This is a genomic window from Lacihabitans sp. CS3-21 (assembly GCF_024343675.1).
Classification (GTDB): Bacteria; Bacteroidota; Bacteroidia; order Cytophagales; family Spirosomataceae; genus Leadbetterella.
This window is the reverse complement of the sequence record NZ_RJUD01000021.1, coordinates 12,415-28,896: the sequence shown is the minus strand read 5'-3', so window position 1 is coordinate 28,896 and position 16,482 is coordinate 12,415. Positions and strand designations below refer to the sequence as shown.

The 16,482-nt window shown below is 37.6% G+C and carries 9 protein-coding genes and 2 tRNA genes; 4 read left to right on the top strand and 7 right to left on the bottom strand.

The features are described 5' to 3' along the window. Nucleotides 1-24: 24 nt before the first annotated feature. The 4 genes from EGI24_RS12620 to hisIE form a co-directional block, all read right to left on the bottom strand. Nucleotides 25-1,461: a capsule assembly Wzi family protein gene (locus tag EGI24_RS12620; protein ID WP_255048780.1), complete on the bottom strand. Its 1,437-nt coding sequence runs from the start codon at nt 1,459-1,461 to the stop codon at nt 25-27. Between the two features lie 388 nt (nt 1,462-1,849). Beyond that, entirely contained in the window at nt 1,850-2,251 is a 402-nt protein-coding gene (locus EGI24_RS12615; protein ID WP_255048779.1) for a hypothetical protein, read from the bottom strand. 584 nt (nt 2,252-2,835) lie between these two features. Next, entirely contained in the window at nt 2,836-3,180 is a 345-nt protein-coding gene (locus EGI24_RS12610; RefSeq protein WP_255048778.1) for a phage holin family protein, read from the bottom strand. Beyond that, nucleotides 3,177-3,776, bottom strand: coding sequence for a bifunctional phosphoribosyl-AMP cyclohydrolase/phosphoribosyl-ATP diphosphatase HisIE (gene hisIE, locus EGI24_RS12605; protein WP_255048777.1), 600 nt, complete (start codon nt 3,774-3,776; stop codon nt 3,177-3,179). Before hisIE ends, EGI24_RS12610 begins: the two co-directional genes overlap by 4 nt. A gap of 147 nt (nt 3,777-3,923) precedes the next feature. Between hisIE and EGI24_RS12600 the strand changes: the two genes are divergently transcribed. Beyond that, nucleotides 3,924-3,996, top strand: a tRNA-Gly gene (locus EGI24_RS12600). A gap of 60 nt (nt 3,997-4,056) precedes the next feature. Next, nucleotides 4,057-4,142: transfer RNA gene (locus EGI24_RS12595), tRNA-Leu, on the top strand. 387 nt (nt 4,143-4,529) lie between these two features. On the opposite strand, the gene EGI24_RS12590 is transcribed toward EGI24_RS12595, so the two are convergent. Then, complete coding sequence (locus EGI24_RS12590; protein ID WP_255048776.1) at nt 4,530-4,805, bottom strand: hypothetical protein; 276 nt, start codon at nt 4,803-4,805, stop codon at nt 4,530-4,532. A gap of 324 nt (nt 4,806-5,129) precedes the next feature. Here EGI24_RS12590 and EGI24_RS12585 point away from each other — a divergent pair, with 324 nt between their 5' ends. Together EGI24_RS12585 and EGI24_RS12580 are read left to right on the top strand one after the other, a co-directional pair. Next, on the top strand, nt 5,130-7,733 hold the full coding sequence (locus EGI24_RS12585; protein WP_255048775.1) for a 3-coathanger stack domain-containing protein: 2,604 nt from the start codon (nt 5,130-5,132) through the stop codon (nt 7,731-7,733). Nucleotides 7,734-8,428: 695 nt separating this feature from the next. Continuing rightward, nucleotides 8,429-13,162: a 3-coathanger stack domain-containing protein gene (locus EGI24_RS12580; protein WP_255048774.1), complete on the top strand. Its 4,734-nt coding sequence runs from the start codon at nt 8,429-8,431 to the stop codon at nt 13,160-13,162. 31 nt (nt 13,163-13,193) lie between these two features. Here the strand turns inward: EGI24_RS12580 and EGI24_RS12575 are convergent, their stop codons facing one another. Beyond that, nucleotides 13,194-13,427, bottom strand: a complete 234-nt coding sequence (locus EGI24_RS12575; RefSeq protein ID WP_255048773.1) for a hypothetical protein — start codon at nt 13,425-13,427, stop codon at nt 13,194-13,196. A 22-nt stretch (nt 13,428-13,449) separates the two neighbouring features. Continuing rightward, a complete protein-coding gene (locus EGI24_RS12570) occupies nt 13,450-16,464 on the bottom strand; it encodes a VCBS repeat-containing protein (RefSeq protein WP_255048772.1) in 3,015 nt (1,004 codons plus the stop codon). Nucleotides 16,465-16,482: the final 18 nt, after the last annotated feature.

The following is a 16,482-nucleotide window of genomic DNA, read 5'->3' as shown; positions in this document are numbered from 1 at the left end:
AAATAAATTATGGAAAACAGCATATTACAAAATTAGGCTCTTGGTAAAGGAAATGTGGAAGCCAGTAGCGTTTTTAAACAATCCACCGATGTCTTGAGAAATTTGCAGGCTTAGGTTAAGCTGATAAGGTAATGGATATTGAACAGCCAAAAGAAAAGAAGAAGAAGCAACATCTACAGGGGAGCTATACCTCCCATAATTAGAACTATGAAGAGCTTTAATCATAAAGTTTAAAGAATTGTATTGACCATCAATAGCTATATAAAATGCCTTTACCCTATTGTTGACAACCCGACGGGTATCATCTGTTAAAATAAAAGGGGTACCCATTATGCGATTTTTATAAGTCCAAGATTGATATTGTCCATGCGAAAAATAGTCATCATATTCTCCTGAATTGCTCATTCTGTACTTGCCAAATCTATAGAGCCCTTGGCTTTTGGTATAAATAAATTCGCCTACCACGTGTTGGAGGATAGTTTTAGGCTGTTTGCTCTTCCAAGCTATGCCATAAATACCATCCTCGATGTTATTAAAATTCACCAAAGAACGTGCGAAATCAAACGGTTTTTGGTGGTAAAATTGCCAGTTTTGATTAATGATTGCTGATAAATCAATACTTCCTAATTGATTCCCTATGGCCAAGCCTCCATCAAATCCAGGTACTTTAGTAGGGTCAATACCTATTAATTTTTGTAAGAATGGTAATAGGATAAACTGGTAACTATACAAGGGATTGGGAGCTAAATAACCATTAAGAGTAGGAGGAAATGGGCCACCTACTTTTTTCAATTCTTCAGAGTATCCGCCCCATTGGGTTTGGTGGTTGATACCGCCCATCAGTTGTAACTTTTGTTTTTTATCACTGATTTTGAGATAGAGCCATTTTTGGTGCAAGTAATAGTTTTCGATAATGCCTTGTGTGCCAAACCAACCATGTGATAGACCCGCTTTGTAGCTTAGCCTTTTGTATGGTCCCCATCCCACCCAATTGGGCGTGGATATTTGAAGCTTTGGCACAGGAAGTGCATTGCCTGACCACACATAAGCACCAGAGCTGAGGGTAGAGTCGGTAAGGCCTTGTATCTCTTTTCGTCTGCCACCATAAAACTCCAAATGTTTGAACCGTAGTTTTAGATAGGCCTCTGGCAAAAGAATTTGGTTGGTTTTTCCCATATTGGCGTGCACATTTATGCCATAGCCATAATTAAAAGGCTTTAATTTTCTCTTGAGGGTTAATAAACTATCGTAATCTTTGGAGATTCCTGCCGATAAATAGGCAATCCCCGGTTGGGTAGGCATCAGGCCAAACTGATTGGTATGTAAAAAGAAAGGGGTACTTTGCTTGCTTGCCGCCAACAAGCCTGTTCTAAAAGCGTAAGTATGACCATGTAATATTTTTTGAGCAAGCAGCAAAGTTGGGCAAGATAGCATTATCCATAAAAAGAAAATATATCTCATAAAGGCTCAAAATAATAGTAAAACTGCTGGATGAACTTAGAAAATCCTAACAATTTCACAAATAAATGATTTTTTCTATAAAAAGGCTGGTTACAGACAAAAATTTATTATTCGGTATAATATTAAACACATAGGCTCATAGGACACATAAAAACAAGCTAGGTTATCTAGTGGCTATGTGTTAAAAAAGATAAACACAAAGACCATCGGGCCACCTAAAAACAACCTATGAAATCTATGTGGTTATAAATATAAACACATAGGCACAAAGTACACATAGAGAAACCTATGATATCTATGTGGTTAAAAATATAAACACATAGGCACAAAGTACACATAGAGAAACCTATGATATCTATGCTTCTATGTGTTTATAAAAAACGCCCACTCACATACTATCCGCTCCGCCCTTTTGAAAAACTACTTCTTTAACTAGCCCAATGGAGTTGAAATGTAGAATCATGGCTTCGGAGTTGGTAATGTTGCGGATGTTTTGGCATTGGGGGCCACGTTCGAAATAATAAACTACATATTTTTCTGATTTTTTATCTAAAAGTTGGTAATCATATCGACCAATGGTTTTCACGATTTCGTTCTCTGAGATACTCAGAATACGGTCTTTGTTTTTTTTCAACAATGCCAGTTGTTGTATTCGTTTGCCTTCGCAACCCCCGCGGTCGCCTTTGAAGAGTTCGGAATCAAATCCTTCGATCTCTAAAGGTTTTGAGTAGGAGCAAGCTTGTAAAAGAATTAAAGCCGAAAAAGAGATTAGATATTTTAAAATAGACATTTGAGTAATTTTCCAAAAGGCAGGACGCCTGTTTTTTATTGATTTATATATAAATAACTTGTAAGTTTAAAATTGAAAGCATTGTTAGTCAGTCAGTTCAAGAGTATTCTGTCAGTTCGAGCTTTGCGGGCGGCGTTCCGTTCGAGAACACGTTTTCAAATGTTCAATACAGCCCGTCCTAATAACATCTCAGTATTCGTCTCGAACGGAACACCTCCCAGACCTAAGGTCGCAATTTCATTCAGATTACCATCTGAATTTTATTGTTCTCGATACGACATTGTGCCCAATACAACTCAATACTCACAACTCTCTCGATAGCTATCGGGACGTAATTCGTAACTCGTAATTCGTAACTCGTAATTCGTATCTCGTAATTCTTAACTCGTAATTCGTAACTCGTAATTCGTAATTCAAAACTCGTAATTCGTAACTCGTAACTCGTAATTCAAAACTCGTAATTCAAAACTCGTAATTCGTAACTCGTAATTCAAAACTCGTAATTCGTAACTCGTAATTCGTAATTCAAAACTCACTAATTACCATTCCACCAATAACCAATAACCAATTACTAGTAACTAAACTCACTTATCCTTCTGAAACATCCCAACGATACCATTGGCGATAGATAAGATAAAACTCAAGATAAGTGGCGGTAAAAAGCCCTCAACGCTGAAGCCATCTACCAAATAGTCACACAGATAAACCATGCAAACACTTATAACCAAAGAAAACAGTCCTAAAGTTAGAAAAGTAATTGGTAAAGAAATTAGGCTCAGAATGGGTCTCACAAAGGTATTGAGAATACTCATGACCAAAGCCACAATAATGGCCGTTACATAACCATCTACCTGAACGCCTTTCAAGTAATTTGGAACTAAGAATAAAATGAGACCGCAAACGAGCAGTCTTACAATGTAATTTGTCATTTTGATTGATGTCTAGTTATTAATACATTAAGTACCTCATCAAGGCTGATTTCTTTGGCTTCCAACAATATTAAATAATGGAAAAGCAGATCGGCAGCTTCGCCTAAAAACAAATCTTTGTTATCGTCTTTGGCTTCTATGACCAATTCTACGGCTTCTTCACCTACCTTTTGGGCTATTTTGTTGATTCCTTTTTTAAACAAAGATGCAGTGTAAGAAGCATCTGTAGGGTTATTTTTTCTGTCTTTTATGATTTCAGTTAATTGCTGAATAAACATCACTTTCCCTGTATTTGTTTCGCTCCAACAGGTATCATCTCCAGTATGACATGTGGGGCCATCGGGCACTGCTTTTATCAGAATAGCGTCGCCATCACAGTCAAGTTGATGTTCTTTGTAGTTCAAGAAGTTATTGGAGCTTTCGCCCTTGGTCCAAAGTCTTTCTTTCGAACGGCTATAAAAAGTTACCTTTCCATCACTAAGGGTTTTTTCGAGTGCTTCGGCATTCATGTAACCTTGCATAAGTACTTTGCCTGTGTAAAAGTCTTGGATAATGGCAGGAAGGAGTCCTTTAGAAAAATCAGCTTGTCTATTCATAAAAATAATAATTACGCAAAAATACTAAGTACTAATTGATTGTAGGACAGAAACGAAAATTATTATATTTTTTTTAAATAAGGCTTGACAAATAAAAAAAGACCCCTTATCTTTGCACCCACATTGAACGAAAGAGGTTCTTTAAAAGCGAAAGTAGCTCAGTTGGTAGAGCGTAACCTTGCCAAGGTTAAGGTCGCGGGTTCGAGACCCGTCTTTCGCTCAAGAGATAAAGAGTTCCTATGAAAATGGGGACTTTTTTGTTTCTTAGGGCATATCACCCGCCGGGGTGGTGGAACTGGTAGACACGCAGGACTTAAAATCCTGTGAGCCTTATCGCTCGTACGGGTTCGATTCCCGTCCCCGGTACTTTAGGTCTTAGAACTTCGGTTTTAAGACCTTTTTTGTTATTTTGAGTCTTATCGCTTGTGCGGGGGTGATCGGCAGCCGTCGCTGTCCCGTCCCCGGTACTTTAGGTCATAGAACTTCGGTTTTAAGACCTTTTTTGTTATTTTGAGTCTTATCGCTGGTACGCCTGCCCGGTACTAGGAAAGCAAAATAGAGCCAACCTAATGAAATAAAAGAGAGGGTAGGTTACTAATTTTAAGTAATTTACACTCTTTTTTTTTGTTTTGCCCTTTTCCTTTCATTGGTTAATCTTTTCTCTTGATTTGTCACAATTTTGTCACAATTTTTGATGTTTTCTTTGCATGAGTACATTCATTGGTAATGCCAGCACTAACTAAACATTTGTACCTAATTTTTGATGAGATTCTTCTCCGACCAAGTTTTGTAATTCTGAAATGTACTATCTATAAACGGCAACAAATTTGGGTAGTTGAATGTATTGTAGGAATTTATCTTGTTAGGAGACAACACCATTGTGACCGAAGTATCTTTTGCCATTTGATAGGCTTTTGGTTCATATTTAAGAGCTGGAGCATAATTGTATTGAAAGTTATAAATACTTGAAATACCGAAATAGACCGCTCTAATCATGGATGTGCCTTTAATTTTCTCTTCACTATTCATTATTTCAGAATTTAGAGGTTACCTCTTGGATACTTTGACACGATTAAATCCTAATTTTGAGTATTTGCAAAAAGAAAAAATCAAACAAAGTAAAGACAGCTGGTGAAAATTTAATAACTCTTTGAAAATAATAAATTTAAAATATCAAAGATATTTCAACATTGAAAAATATAGATTTGAAATAAATTAAATCTTATTTTGGAGAATTAATCATTTTGTATTGAAATGAAATGAAATTGAAAAAAAGTCTTTGGATTTAGAATCAAACTAAAAAAAATAATTAATTTTAAAAAATAACCAAAAACTAAGAAAACCCTATTAAGCATGAAAATCAATTCTATCATCTTCTCATTTTTTGTTCTAACCTCATTTGCAATTTATGCTCAAAGGAAAGACAACCCAGGAGCAAGGGCTGCATTTGAATACAACATTACCAAAGATCCAAAAACTGGACAAGTACCGAGAAATGAATTAGAAAAATCAAGAAATATCATGTCTCAAATGATAAAACTTATGGGTGCAGTACCTAATGTAACTTGGGCCGAAAGAGGCCCCAATAATGTTGGTGGGCGAACTCGTGCTATGATGTGGGATCCAAATGACGTTACAAAAAAGAAAGTTTGGGCTGGAGGGGTTTCAGGAGGACTGTGGTATAATAACGATATTACGGATGGAAATAGCTCTTGGACAAAAGTTGATGACTTTTGGGATAATATAGCTATTGGAGATATTGCCTATGATCCAAGTAATACGCAAATTATGTATGCTGGGACCGGCGAAAGAGCAAGTTCTGACGCAATTGGAAATACTGGGTCAAGTAGTACAGGTGGTGGTGGAATGTGGAAAAGTACAAACGGAGGAACTTCTTGGACAAGATTGACATCTACCATTCCTGATTACGAAAATAACAATGTGGCTGCAGGATGGCGAGAAGTGTTAAAAATTATTGTAAATTCATTAGGCCATGTATATGTTGTCAATATGTGGGGAATTGTACGTTCAACAGATGGAGGTGCTACTTGGAATTCTTTAACAGGAACTAACGCACCGCCTGTATCTAATGCCGGTAGAATTTCTGATATGGAAATTGGTACAGATGGTATTCTATATGTTGCGGAAGGCGGCAATAGTTTTGCACAAAAAATTTATAAATCTACTGATAATACCATCTCAAACTTTGATATAATTACTCCTCCAAATGCAAATGTCAATGGCAGTGCAAGGGTCGAAATTGCACTTTCACCTAGTACAAATGGCACATCCCAGGTGATTTATGCCGTTTCTGCAAATTCTACTGTTAATGTAAGATTCTTTAAGAAAAGTATTGATGCTGGTGCCACTTGGACAGACATAACAGTACCTAAATACGATGATTTAAATGGAGGAGGAGAAAAAGATTTTGTTGGTACGCAAGGTTGGTACGATTTAATTCTAGGAACTCATGCTACAAATCCCAATATACTGTATGCAGGTGGTGTCACTTTTAGTGTAACCAAAGATGGTGGAAACACATGGCTTCCAAAATTAGGCTATGGAGCTTATGGAGCAATGATGCACGTTGATGAACATTCGTTTGCGGCACGTCCAGGTTTTCCCGATGAAGCCATTTTTGGAGGTGATGGCGGAGTATATTATGCCGCAGATTGGGGCAGTTCTGGGACAAATTACCCAGCTTTTCAAAAGAGAAATAAAAACTATAATATAACACAATATTTTGCAGTAGATCTAAATCCCTTTGCCAACAATGCAACTACCATTGGTGGTACACAAGACAACGGAACGCACTCTTTAAAAGGAGCTTACGGTACAATAGGTGAAGGTTTTGAAATAAACTCAGGTGACGGGGGTTTGTGTTTTATTGATAAATTAGACTCCAATATCGTAATTAGTCATTACACCAATGTAACGCCTAAGCTCAATAAAGCAGGGGCACATAACACCAACTCATGGGTAGAGATGATGCCTCAACCTGGTGATAGAGGCACATTTATTAATTCATCGGACTATGATTCGCAAAATCATACCTTGTATGACAACTATACACTAGGTTCAGAATCAGACACTAAGATAATCAGATATCATATAACTGGTACGTCTCCTAATTATAACTATTCGACAAGCATATTAACAATAACTGGTCAAGGGGCATTGGATATTTCGTTTATAAAACTAGGCAAAACACAAGGTAATTTATTTATAGGCACAAACACTGGAGATGTTTTTAAAGTCACTGGAATAAACCTTGTCGGAGACCAATCTCTCACTACCATTACCAAAATAATGGATAAAACTACCACCTCTGAAGGTAATGTTTCGTCTTTGGATTTTGGAACAACAGAAAGTACAATCATTGTTACCAAATCTAATTACAATGTCAAATCGGTATTTTACACCACCAATGATGGTACAACTTGGATATCGAAAGATGGAACAGGACAGGGACTTCCTAATGTTCCTATTAGATATTCATTAATCAATCCCGTGGACACAAAGCAAGTGCTTTTAGCTACTGAGCTAGGGGTCTGGTCAACTAGCGACATCACTGCAGCAAATCCCCAATGGGCTCCTACTAACACTGCTTTGGCCCATGTACGCTGTGATATGCTTAAATTCCGAACATCAGATAATACTGTAGTGGTTGGTACACATGGTCGAGGGATTTTCACTACAAAAATAAATCAAAATAGTACTCCTTGTCCAACAACATTAGTCTTAATTAGCCCTACCGACGATAAAGCTGTCGGAACTACCGTACTTCAAGCGTCAGAAACTGTGACGGCAAGCAATAAAATCACAGGTAATGCAAATGTAAATCTTAGAGCTGGTAAGTCTATTGAATTAAAACCTAGTACATCCGGAGGGGGAACGACTTTCGAGGCTGGAAATGGCACTGTTTTTTATGCCTATATACAAGGCTGTGCCAATTAGAATCACTCTTTAAAATTTAAAAATAGCATCAAGTACAAGTCTTGATGCTATTTTCATTTTTATCTTATCTTGTTTTCACAAAAGTTGCCAAATATCAAGTTGAATATTATTTAATAAGTAATAATTTTTCCAAATTATTTGTTTTTCTACTTCTATAGGCTTCAAAGATTTTATCTTATACCATTTTTATGATAAAAGGATATCCTTTTTGAAATCCTTTTAAATGCTTAGAGTTGATTAGAATTGATTTACTTATTCTATGAATTTCGATTTCGATTCGAAAAATTCTTCAAATTCATTTAAGTTTTTAGGTGTTGTAAGTAACTCATTTGAAATCATGTATACAAATGTACATCATCCGCCCAGCAGAGATTTCTCGCAGTTCCATTGAAAAATACATTTATATTTTCAATTCATATTACAATAGGTCTTTCTGATTTCTGTAAACTTGATGATTATTGATTTACAGTTTATCTCAAAGCCCAAATATTCTTAAATCATCATTTGCTGCTTCGATAAATGGTTTTCAATTTTAAAAATTCGGCATAAATAGACAATCCAAGAAAATATCCTAATCTATTGATAATTAGTTCTGCAAATTGACTTAAAAAAACAACCAACTGATAAACTACAGCAATAGTCCTTTATTGAGTGGATTAACTTGGAGATTTTAAATGATTAATACCCAAATTGTCATGAAGAATCTGATTACCTTTTTCCTCTTTATTTCCGTTGTTTTCGCTAGCCACGCACAATGTCCTTTTAATAATACACCTGCATTTGGCACATCGGGCAATACCAATGTGAGCAACTACACTGTTGGTGGTCGAAACTTGCTTTACAACGCAGTTTGGGCGGGAGAATATGTGGAAGTACAAAATGTTCCGGCTGGGGCTCAAATGAGATTTGATGTGTGCGACGCGTCAATAGACACTTATTTAACTGTTTTCCCGTCTAGCTCATCTACCGCTATTGCATTCAATGATAATTTTTGTGGAACAGGTGGGACTCGTTCTCAAATTGAACATACTTTTGTCACAGGGGGTAATTATAGAATCCAGCTTAATGAAAAAATTGGTGGGAACAATTGTTCAACTGCTGGAGGAACAAATGTGCCTTTGTACGCTACTCTTCTTTTTTTACCTGTGGTTTCTGCCAACGTAAATTCAATAGTTAGAGCAAACGCTTCACCCACCAATGCCAGTTCAGTAAATTATACAGTAACATTTTCTTCGTCAATAACAGGTTTGTCTTCGAGCAATTTTAGTTTAACCACCACCGGTGTGACAGGTGCTTCAGTGGGTACTGTTTCTGGTTCGGGTACTACTTGGACAGTTTCTGTAAATACTGGAAGCGGCGATGGGACTATCCGGCTAAATTTGGTCAATGATACAGGTATAAGTCCTACGCTAGCCAATGAGCCGTTTAATTCCGGAGAGACCTATGATGTTGACAAATCGCCCCCTACAATCAGTATAAGTAGTATTATAAATAGCCCTACGAATGTAAGTCCTATTCCTTTGACCATTACTGCTAGTGAGCCTATTACAGGTTTGGCATTCACGGATTTCACGGTAAGCAATGGTTCAATAAGTAATTTCTCAGGAAGTGGGCAAAATTATACTGCAAATCTAATTCCAACAAATTCCGGAACAGTAAACGCTACTATTGGTGCAAACACATTTTCTGATGGGGCAAACAACACAAATTTAGCTCCCTCAAGCTTTGTGATTCAATACGACATTGTCCCACCTTCGGTATCTGGTATTATAAGAAATAACCCAGTAAGCCAGATGACCAATTCAAATACAGTAACCTTCAGAGTGGCATTTACTGAATCTGTCTCTGGAGTCGATTTAACAGACTTTACTTTAGCAACCACCGGGAATGTCCAAGGAAATTTATCTGGCTTCTCGTCCCTTGGTAGTTTATTTTACAATGTCACGGTTAACAATATTTCAGGTGCTGGAACACTGTCTATAAATCTTAAAAATTCAGGGACGTCCATTGTCGATAACTCTGGAAATGCCATTACCAGCGGATTTTCTTCGGGCCAAACTTATATCATCAATAATGAACCTAATTTTTCATTGACTAGCCCACAAAATCAAACTATTTGTCAAAACTCGGGTGTTTATCCATTAAATAATCTCCTAACTATCAGTGATATAGATGTTGGGCAAACCTTAACTTGGAGTATAGTAACAGGTCCTACAAATGGCGTTATGAATGGATTTAATTCTACTTCCCCTTCAACCGGTGGAGCTGTGACCCCTAGTGGATTAAGTTTTACACCAAATGCTACATTTAATGGTATTGAAACCTTCACCATCAGAGTTTCTGATGGTGTAAGTTCAAAAGATATGGTTGTCAATATTACTGTAACTGCCTTACCTGGTATAAATATTGGTACAAGTCAAACGTTATGCGAAGGTCAAACCATAGCATTGACCTCATCTGGAGGGGGAGATTATTTGTGGACAGGGCCAGACGGCTTTACATCTACACTACAAAACCCGATAATAACGGGAACAACTTCAAATAAGTCTGGGACATATAGCTTAACTATAACAGCAAATGGGTGTAGTGCAAGTGCTACAACAGTGGTAACGGTAAATAATTTACCGACAATAACGATCAATTCGAATCAGAACATTTGTGAAGGCAATCCGATTAATCTTACTTCCTCAGGCGGAGGCAGCTATGATTGGGCAGGACCTAATGGATTTACATCAACCTCTCAAAATCCTACCTTAAACAGTGCTAATGTTATAAATACTGGAGTTTATAGTCTCTCAATTACCACCAATGGCTGTACCGCAAGTGCAACCACTAGCGTGACAGTCCACGCTATTCCTGCCTTAGTGGCAGGTGCGAATCAAACCCTCTGTGAAGGTGAGGTAATAAACCTGACTGCAACAGGAAGCGGGGATTTTTCTTGGGCAGGGCCCAATGGATTTATTTCTCTATTACAAAATCCTACCATAAATGTAGCATCTCTCAACCAAAGCGGAATTTATACAGTTACACTTTCCGTGAATGGATGTACAAGTTCTGCGACTACATCGGTAAGCGTCAATTCTGTACCAATTGTTACGATAAACTCATCATTAACAGTTTGTGAAGGATCCAGCCTAAACCTGACTTCCTCAGGAGGTGGAATTTATTCCTGGAATGGTCCATTCGGGTTCACCTCCGCTTCTCAAAACCCCATAATTACTAGTTCGATTCTTGATAACCAAGGAACCTACACGCTAACCGTAACAGCCAATGGCTGCACCAGCACTGCAACAACGGGCGTAACCATTACGCCACTTCCCTCCATTGGTATAAATTCAAACCTGACGGTTTGTGAAGGCAGCCCTATAAACCTTAGTGGTACGGGCGGCGGAAGTTATGCTTGGAGCGGACCCAATGGTTACTCATCTGGTAGTCAAAATCCAGTAATTTCATCGGCTTTATTGAGCAATTCGGGTATTTATACGCTAACGGTGACAAGTGGAGTGTATGTGGTAACAGCTACTGCCAGTGTCACAGTTAATCCATTACCAACCATCACAATCAACTCCAGCTTGACGTTGTGTACTGGAAGTCAAATAAATCTCACCGCATCTGGGGGTGGTAATTACACTTGGTCTGGGCCTAATGGATTTTCTTCGATTTTACAAAATCCGACCATCCTCATCTCCACATTAAGCAATTCGGGAATTTATACTGTTTCGGTCACAAATATGGGTTGTACTAGTGTGGCTACAGCCAATGTCACTATCAACCCAATACCAGCCGCACCGCCAACAGGTATTCAATATGTTTGTGCGGGCGGCAACCTTGTCCTTACCACAACATGCTCAGGAGGCTCTGTACCAATTTGGTTTTCTGATGTTGCTGGACAAAATTCAATAAGTGCTAATCTTACCAATGTAACAGCGAGCACCACGTATTATGTGGCTTGCGAATTGAATAACTGCCGCAGTTCAATTGTATCTCATCAAGTGTCAACGGATAATACAATACCTTATACCTATCATTTAAATTATATCGATTATGTGTTTGGATGTGATAATGGGGATGTTAAAATTCCTTTGTATTTAAGCAACACTGCTGGAATCAGTTTCCAATGGCAGCTAAATACGGGAAGTGGATTTTCAGACATTTCAGCCTCCTCAACTTACAATGATGTTACGAATGATACGCTTCAAATTTCTGGATTGAGCCTTTCGATGAACAACTACTTATATAGAGCTATCATCAGCAATTCATGCAATTCAATTGTGTCTGACACCTTCCGATTGGCCATAAATGTTTTGCCAAGTATAGTTTCGAATCCATTAGGACAATCCGTTTGTGTTGGAAATAAAATTATATTCGGAGTGCAGTCAAACGGAACAGGAGTATCCTACCGCTGGCAAGTAAACAAGGGAAATGGATTTGAGTATTTAGTTGCGAATACCAACTACGAAAATGTCAATAGTTCACAGCTTTTAATCAAAAATATCCCTTTTTCGTTTAACAATTATGAATACAGATGTGAGGTATTTAGCACGTGCCTAAGTATTTTCTCCAATGCGGCAATGCTACAAGTAGATCCGACCATTACAATTCTTGGTCAGCCAGTAAACAAGACTATTTGTCAAAACAATTCAACGACTTTCAATGTATCGGCTGTACATATCGGAGGAGGCTCTGTGACTTACCAATGGCAAACAAGTTTCGACGGCCTCAATTACTCTAATCTAAGTAATAATACTGTTTATCAGGGTGTTACTACATCGAATTTATCTTTGTCTAATGTTCAAATGAGTTTGAATAATGCCAAATTCAGATGTTTAATAAATAATTATTGCCAGTCGATAGATGCCGGACTAAATGTGATTCCGGTCGTCACCATAACCTCCAACCCGAGCAATGAAACGATTTGTGAGGGAAATTTTGCGAATTTTACTGTAGGAGCAGTTGGTCAAGGCCTGACCTATAGATGGCAGGTTAATACAGGTGCGGGTTTTGTAAATATTTATGATGGCACCTACTACCAAGGAGCCACCGCAGCAACTTTACAATTGTTCGGAGCAACGACAAGCATGAACGGTTATCAATACAGATGTGTTGTGAGTGGCACAAGTACTTGTGATGCCGTTTCAAGAGAAAGCTCGTCAGCAATTTTAAATATTAGCGTGAGCCCTGAAGCTCAAAATATAGTGGCGGTTAGTCAAATAAATAGCGGAACAACCATTTATCAGGCCACGGAGTATGTATTGGGGCTAAACAAAATTCTTTCCCCTGCAAGAGCGGAATACCGAGCGGGTAATGCTATTTTGTTGAATCCAGGTTTTGAAGTATCTGCTGGAGCAATATTTACCGCTAAGATCCAAAATCCTTGTAGATTGTTGACAAGCTCCAACTTCAATTTACCCAAAACCATTACAAAGTAAATACTGAGTAGCCGCTGATAAATTTTAGCGGCTACTTTTTCAAAATAATGCTCGGACTTTCGTTCATCCAAATCAAAATTTGACTTCCAGAATTTGTAACACTAATTTTTCTGGCATTTCCTTTTAACTGTATTCCTGCTTTTTTATTTAGGACTGCTTTGAATCCGCCCTTTCCATCTCCTTTCAAAAAACACCCAAAAGATGCATCTTGTCTACCCGAATCCACGTCTGAACCATACTCATTTCCGACCATTAATACATCCAAATTTCCGTCGCCGTCTAGGTCTTTACATCAAAACATCTTTGACAGCCGAAAACTGAACCTGAATTGGCAGAGTCCTTTCTGAAAATCTACCTTTTCCTTCATTAATAAAAAACTTTGTTTGAGCTGTTTGGGCCTCTTTGCGTAAGGATTTTTCTAATAAACTTTTACTAAAAACATCTTTTATTTGAGCATTCGAGTAAGATTCATAGCGACTCATTTTCTTTTTGATCGAAGGTATTTGATTGGCCAATTCATCCAAAATGTGTTTAGGATATAGTTTTCCGTCTTTGTAAGGATAAACCGGTATGGCATCCATAGATCCATTACTGTCAAAATCCTGGGCATATATTAAAGCAGGTGAAGTTTTGTTAGGTTTGAAAAAAGAATTTTCTCCTCTGTTTCCGGCTATTAAATCCAAGTCGCCATCTTTATCTACATCTCCAAATTCCAAACAATTCCACCAGCCATTTAAGCCCACAAAAGATTGGTTTAATGATTGTTCATATACAAATTTACTCCCTTTATTTTTTAATACCGTTATCGGCATCCACTCACCCGCGATGACCAGCTCCAAATATTTATCGTTGTCCAAATCAACCCATTCTGCCTCATTTAAGACTCCCAAATTACCATTTTCAGGAAGTCGATTTGAAACATTTTTCAGTATGCCATTATCGTTTAACAATAAGAAAGAGGGGGCAGCATAAGGAAATCTGGAAGGCATTGCATGCCCGGCAATAAACACATCCATGTCGCCGTCTTTGTCTATGTCTGCCAACTTCAATTCACTCGCATTAGTTTTAAAATTCAAGTTTTGATTAGATTTTTCAAATATTCCCTTTCCGTTATTAATATATAATCTGAGTGCATAGTTTTCCGAATTTATATCGTATTCATAGCCTCCACTTGCCGTTAAAATATCCAGATCACCATCATTGTCAATATCGATAATAGCGGATCCTGCGTCTTCGAAATGTTTGTCATCCAAAAAGCATTTTTGTTGTACAGAAGTGAATTTATTTTGAGCATTTTGGAAATAAATTGTAGCCGAATATCCTGCTGATCCACCAACAAAAAAGTCGCTCCTTCCATCGGCATTTAAATCTCCCTGAGAGACAAATGGGCCTTTATCTGAGAGCCTTTGTTCGAGAAGCGGCTCTCTTTTAAAGTCAATAAAATCGTTTTCAAAATAGGTGAAGTTCAAAATATCCTGAGTGAAAATAGTTTTTTCAAAAGTTGGAATTAGAGCTGTTTGATGCTTTGCTTGATTTATATTCAAACGGATAGTCTGATTGGATTTAACATTTTTCAAAACACCACTCTTTCCATTTTTCCATTCAATTACCAGCTCATCTATTATTTGATTATTACCAAGGCCCACGTGAATTTTATTTTCTACAGATGACATAAACCCTTTGTAAGGCGTGTATTCAAAAACTTGCTTGGTGTCTTTTGTGGTTACCCAAACTTTCGTTCCTAGACCCGTTTCAGGGTTTTCAAAAACTATATTTAGATAACTATTCTTGTTAATATTTTGGCTGTTGTTCTTAAAAAGAAATGCCTTAGAATTGAAGTTGTTGATCACCAGATCCAAGTCGCCATCTAGATCCAAATCGGAATAAGCAGCACCGTTAGAAAAAGAGGGAATATTTAAGCCCCAATTAAGTGTTTCGTTTGAAAATGTTAAATCTTTGTTGTTTCTAAAGGCATAATTTGACACTGGAGTTTTTTTCATAAGGTTGACCATTTCCAAAGTACTCATATTCCCTCTTGATTTTTTAATGGCTTCATCAGAATCATATTTTGTAAAATCAAAATCGGTGACATCGTGAGCATAACCGTTTGTAATATACAAATCCTTCCAGCCGTCGTTGTCAAAATCGGCGAATAGAGGAGCCCAACTCCAGTCGGTATACGACACGCCTGCCAACTGAGCAATTTCGCTAAAAGTTCCATCGCCATTGTTCAACTGAAGCGTATTTCTCACTACCTGATGGTGCAGACCTACAGCAGCAGCAAGCATGTATTTGTCGTAAGGGCTATTTCCTTTCAGTTGTTTTTGCCTGAAATTGTCTTCTGAGATCATATCAAGCGTAATCAAATCAAGCAAACCATCGTTGTTAAAATCAGCCATGTCAGAACCCATTGAGTTTTTAGAAATATGCTCAAAAAAAGTATCAATTTTGTCGGTAAATGTACCGTTTTGGTTATTTATATAAAGTAAATCTTTGTCGGCATAATCGCTTGCCACAAAAATATCTGACCAGCCGTCGTTGTTGATATCACCCACTGAAGCACTCAAACCAAAAGTGGTATTCATGATTCCGGCTTTTGTCGAAATGTCTGTAAATGTCTGATTACCATTGTTTTGGTAAATCTTGCATGCATTATCGCTAGCATAAGGATTGGGTTTAATTCTCTTAGTACCTTTATCCAAAAAAGTATTTAAAGTAAGTGCGTTCTTGAAATCAACCCTGTGGTTGACCAGAAACATATCCAGATCTCCGTCGTTATCAAAATCAAAGAAGTTTGAAGCTGTGGAATAACCTGTGTCAGCCAATCCAAATTCCTTGGCTCGTTCGGTAAAAGTATTGTTGTGGTTATTGATCAACAAAAGATTTGCTCGGTTGTCGGGATTGTCCTCCAATGAGCGACAAATATAAATATCTTGCCAACCATCCTGGTTAATGTCCACCATACTGACGCCAGTGGTAAATCCCCGATAAAACACATTGGCTGTTTCCGAAATTTGCTCAAATTTTAGGTTTCCTTTATTTAAATATAACCTTCCGCCAAACAAATTTCCTCCCATAAAAATATCTGGCAAGCCATCGTTATTGATGTCTCCAATGGCCACGCCTGATCCATTGTACAGATACTCATAGGTCAGAATATTTAACTGTTCAGTCTCGTTGAGCTCATTGACAAAACTAAACCCAGATTCTTCCTCTGGAACCAGTTCAAAAAGTGGTTTTTCTCTTGATGAATGGCACGATAAAAGCAAAAACAATAGAAAATATAAGCACAGCCTTAACATAAAAATATAAGGTTTAAA